This is a genomic window from Clostridium algoriphilum (assembly GCF_020443705.1).
Classification (GTDB): Bacteria; Bacillota; Clostridia; order Clostridiales; family Clostridiaceae; genus Clostridium_AD; species Clostridium_AD algoriphilum.
Window position 1 is genome coordinate 1 of the sequence record NZ_JAIZZK010000081.1, and the last position, 4,590, is coordinate 4,590.

Here is a 4,590-nt window from a genome sequence, read left to right on the forward strand (position 1 = left end):
CATTCCACCAGTAGCTACTACTACATCAACAGCTGCCATTAATGCTGCTGCTATGTGTTTATCTGATTCACCTACTACTTGAATCAAGTTTTCTGGTGCTCCTAATTTTTTTAATGCTTCATTCATTAAATTAACAGCATGTGTTGCAGCATTTTTAGATCTTGGGTGTGGTGCAACAATAATTGAATTTCTTCCTTTTAATGCAAACATAGCATTACACATAGGTGTAACTATTGGATTTGTAGTTGGAGTAATAGAACATATAACTCCCTTTGGCTTTGCTACTAATAATATTCCTTCTTTTCCTTCTTCTGGTCCAAGAATATCTACAGATTTTTTTCCTTTTAGGCTGTTCCATATAACTGATGCCTTACCTCTATTTTTAGCTACCTTGTCCTCATAATTTCCCATTCTTGTTTCAGTTACTGCTTCTTCTGCAAGTATTTCAGCATTGTCGTATATAGCTTTACCAATTACTTTAACTAACTCATCCACCTGTTCTTGGCTATAGTTTGCAATAGCCGCTTGAGCAGTCCTCGCCTTAGTCATTAGTTCATTTATATATTCTTTATTGTCCATTTTTATATTCCTCCTATTGATTGTATATTGTTTATGCATTAAGTCTTACTCATTATTGAGACTATATATTACGCTTTATTCTTCATTGTTCCTGTTTCTGTAAATCTTACATGCCACGATAATGCATCACATAGTACATGTGGTGTATGCTTTCCACTACAGCTTTCTGCCTTTTTAAGGTAATCTAAAAGTTGTGGTCTATAGTCAGGATGAGCACAATTGTTTATGATTGCAAGTGCTCTTTCCTTCGGGCTCTTGCCTCTTAAATCTGCAGTGCCCTGCTCTGTTACAATTACCATAACATTATGCTCAGTATGGTCTACATGTGAAACTAGTGGCACTATTGAGGATATGTCACCTTTCTTCGCAATAGATTCTGTTGTAAATATAGTTAATGAAGCATTTGCCGCAAAGTCTCCTGATCCCCCGATTCCATTCATCATTTTTGTTCCCATAACATGAGTTGAATTAACATTACCATAAATATCAACCTCGAGTGCTGTATTCATAGCAATAACTCCAAGTCTTCTGATAACTTCTGGATTATTACTTATTTCCTGTGGCCTTAATACAATTTTATCTTTTAGACTATCAAAGTCTCTTCTAAAATTCTCCATTCCCATTGGTGATGGACTTAAGGCAGTAGCAGATACCATATCTGCTTTACCACATCTTATAAGATCAAGCATAGAATCCTGTATTACCTCTGTATAGCAAGTAAGGTTTTTAAAATTTGATTCACAAAGCCCTGCAAGTACAGCATTTGCTACACTACCAACACCTGATTGTAATGGCAATAAATTTTCTCCATATCTTCCTTCCTTAACTTCATTCTCAAGAAAAGCGATTAAGTTTTTTGAAATTGCTTTTGATGTTTCATCAATTGGTGCAAGAGGCCTTGTTTTATCAGGCATGTTTGTCATTACAACTGCAGCAATCTTTTCAAGTTTACATTCTATATAAGGTGTTCCAATCCTATCTCCAGGATGTGTTATTGGAATTGGTTTCCTGAAAGGAGGGTTTTCTAGGGTATAAATATCTGCAATACCTTCTAGTGCCAAAGGTTGATTTTCATTAATTTCAACTATTATTATATCTGCATTGTCGCAATAAGTAGCTGCATTACCAACTGCTGTTGTAGGTATTATGTTTCCTTCTTCTGTAATTGCTAATGCTTCAATTATTGCAACATTAACTTTAGGTAAGAAACCATAATTTACAAGTTGAGGCATAACGCTCAAATTAATATCAATATACTCTGTAGAACCATTATTGATGCAGTTTCTTAAATCACTGTTAGTTTGGTATGGCATTCTTTTTGAAATTATACCAGCTTGAGCCCATTCACCGTCAAGTTCCGCACCAACTGAGGCACCACTATACAATGTAACCTTCATTTTCTCACCAGTCGCTTTAACTCTTTGCGAAAGAGCTAAAGGAACTGCCTTTGGATAGCCTGATGGAGTAAAACCACTTACTCCAATAACCATTCCATCTTTTATAAGATTCGCTGCAACTTCTGCCGAAACAACTTTTTTCATTATTTCTTCATTTCTTATTCTTTCACTTGCCAAGATTGCACCTCCAGAATTCTATTAAATAGACAACTCATTTCCTCTAATTATTTATTTGTAACTGCTTGACCAACCTGTGCTACCTCAGAAGCTCTCTTAGACTTAAATGAAATATACAAACTTACAATTATAAATTCAATTCCTATAATGATATTTACTTCAAGCTTCTCACCAAGTATCATTACAGCAAGTATAGTAGCGCCATTAGTATTATAAACATGTAACCTTTCTTCATTTGTTTGTTACTCCTAAAAACCTAAAACGATGTTTGAAATCTTTTTTCCCATTCTTTTATAAGTGAAGGTCTAAAGTCTGGATGAGCAATATTTATTAAAGCTCTAGCCCTATCTTTTAAATTTTCACCCTTAAGTTGCGCTACTCCATATTCTGTGACTACATAATTAACATCATTTCTACCAGTTGTAACTGCTGAACCTTCATCAAGCAGTGGTACAATTTTAGAAATTGTTCCTCTTGCTGCGGTAGACGACATTGCAATAATAGATTTACCATCCTTACACATATTTGAACCCCGTATAAAATCTACCTGACCACCCACACCACTTATTTGTTTTAATCCAACACTTTCTGAAGCTATTTGTCCCATGAAATCTACTTGTACACAAGAATTTATTGATATCATCTTTGAATTTTTCATAATTACTGTTGGGTCATTTACATAATCTACAGGATACATTTCAACCATTGGGTTATTATCAGCAAAGTCATATAGCCTCTTAGTACCCATTAAAAAAGTAACAATAATCTTTCCAGTGTGAAGAGTTTTAGCCTTACCTGTAATAACACCAGCTTCAACTAATTCAACAACTCCATCAGAAATCATCTCAGAATGGATTCCTAAGTTCTTCTTTTGTTTTAAGAATAATAAAACTGCATCTGGGATAGCTCCTATTCCAAGTTGAAGCGTTGATCCATCCTCAACTAGAGATGCGCAATGCTCTCCTATAGCCTTCTCAATATCTCCAATTTTAGGAGGACTTAATTCAACTATTGGATGATTGTATTCTACAATATAATCGATTTCAGAAACATGAATAAAAGAATCTCCCATGGTTCTTGGCATTTGATTATTTACTTCTGCAATTATTAATTTTGCACAATCTGCTGCAGGCTTTGTATAATCATTAGAAACACCATAACTACAATAACCATGCTTATCAGGTACTGTAACTTGAATAAGTGCTACATCTACAGGTAATTTCCCTTTAAAAAGGCTTGGAACTTCTGAAAAATAGCAAGGTGTAAAATTTGCTCTTCCTGAGCTTACTGCTTCCCTTGTATTTCCACCTACAAATAATGAATTATGTGTAAAATGCTTTTCCATGCCAGGTTTTGCATATTCAGCCTTGTTCATTGCTACCATATGCAAGATTTCAACATTTTCATAAGCCTCACAATTAGCTACCATTGCATCTATAACTGCTGTTGGCTCTCCAACCGCATGTCCTATAACTACCCTATTTCCTGACTTTACTTTGTCTGCCGCTTGCTTCGCAGTAATAACCTTTGATACATAAATCTCTTTTAAATTCATGCCCGTCACTCTCCCGATTGCAAATGTTTTATTTTATCTATTGTTTCAAATAATTTAGCGCTATCGTATTCACTAGTAATAAATATCTTTTCATATATAACTTCCAGATTATCATAATTAGCGCAAGCCCTGTTACATCCGCATAAAATAACAACGATATCATAAATGATTCCTTGTTTTATTGTTTCAACACTGTCACCTTCACTTAGATGTTTCTTTAACCTTGAGACTACCTCTGTTCTATCATATGTTGGATTACAGCCTCCACAATATTTAATTCCAATTTTCATTATCGTACCTTGCTACTTTTATTTAAAATATTTCTAGCTTGCTCTAACAATTCTTCACTTACTTCATTTATTAGTACTACTTTTTTAATTTCAGGCATCTTTTCTTTAAGTGTAGTTTCAACTATATCTTCAATAGTATACTTTGCGGATAAACAACCTTTACATTGCCCTAAAAGCTTAACTTTAACTATTCCATCATCGAAGCTAACAAGTTCAATATTTCCATAATGATCTGCTAGTTTTGGTCTAATGTTCGTCTCAAAGATTTTCTCAATTTCATCAAACATAAGATCCCTCCATTATTATAAATATGTGAGGGGCTAGCGGCCCCCCTCATATATTTAGATATATCCTATTGTAGTAATGTTTTTATTTAATAATTTATTCTTTAATTCTAGCTATCACTTTTGCTAGTGCTTTTTTATGTGGCATATTGCTTTGTCTTGCTATCATTATTCTTTGTGCTTGAGGAGAACCTGCTCCATGCATTGATTCTGTTCTGTAACCAACTGCAGCTGTTCCAAGTGATAAATTTTCTATTAATCTTAATATTCTCATTCTATTTTCTGTTGTTACAGATGCAACACCTTTT

Annotated in this window: 6 protein-coding genes and 1 pseudogene; all 7 read right to left on the bottom strand. The window is 34.2% G+C overall.

Annotated elements, in window-relative coordinates; translation table 11 throughout:
• Window positions 1-579: aldehyde dehydrogenase family protein (locus LGK95_RS21810; protein WP_264174633.1), on the bottom strand; the 579-nt coding region annotated here is incomplete at its 3' end.
• Window positions 580-647: 68 nt separating this feature from the next.
• A pseudogene (locus LGK95_RS21815) lies at window positions 648-2,159 on the bottom strand (acetyl-CoA hydrolase/transferase family protein); the annotation flags it as partial.
• Between the two features lie 41 nt (window positions 2,160-2,200).
• A complete protein-coding gene (locus LGK95_RS22610) occupies window positions 2,201-2,335 on the bottom strand; it encodes a hypothetical protein (RefSeq protein WP_264174634.1) in 135 nt (44 codons plus the stop codon).
• A gap of 74 nt (window positions 2,336-2,409) precedes the next feature.
• Window positions 2,410-3,708, bottom strand: coding sequence for an acetyl-CoA hydrolase/transferase family protein (locus tag LGK95_RS21820; RefSeq protein ID WP_226127006.1), 1,299 nt, complete (start codon window positions 3,706-3,708; stop codon window positions 2,410-2,412).
• A 5-nt stretch (window positions 3,709-3,713) separates the two neighbouring features.
• Window positions 3,714-3,998, bottom strand: coding sequence for a hypothetical protein (locus LGK95_RS21825; RefSeq protein WP_226127007.1), 285 nt, complete (start codon window positions 3,996-3,998; stop codon window positions 3,714-3,716).
• A complete protein-coding gene (locus LGK95_RS21830) occupies window positions 3,998-4,285 on the bottom strand; it encodes a NifU family protein (protein ID WP_226127008.1) in 288 nt (95 codons plus the stop codon). The genes LGK95_RS21825 and LGK95_RS21830 overlap by 1 nt, the downstream gene beginning before the upstream one ends.
• Window positions 4,286-4,379: 94 nt before the next feature.
• The coding region (locus LGK95_RS21835) for a 4-hydroxyphenylacetate 3-hydroxylase C-terminal domain-containing protein (RefSeq protein ID WP_319001953.1) at window positions 4,380-4,590 on the bottom strand (211 nt) is incomplete at its 5' end.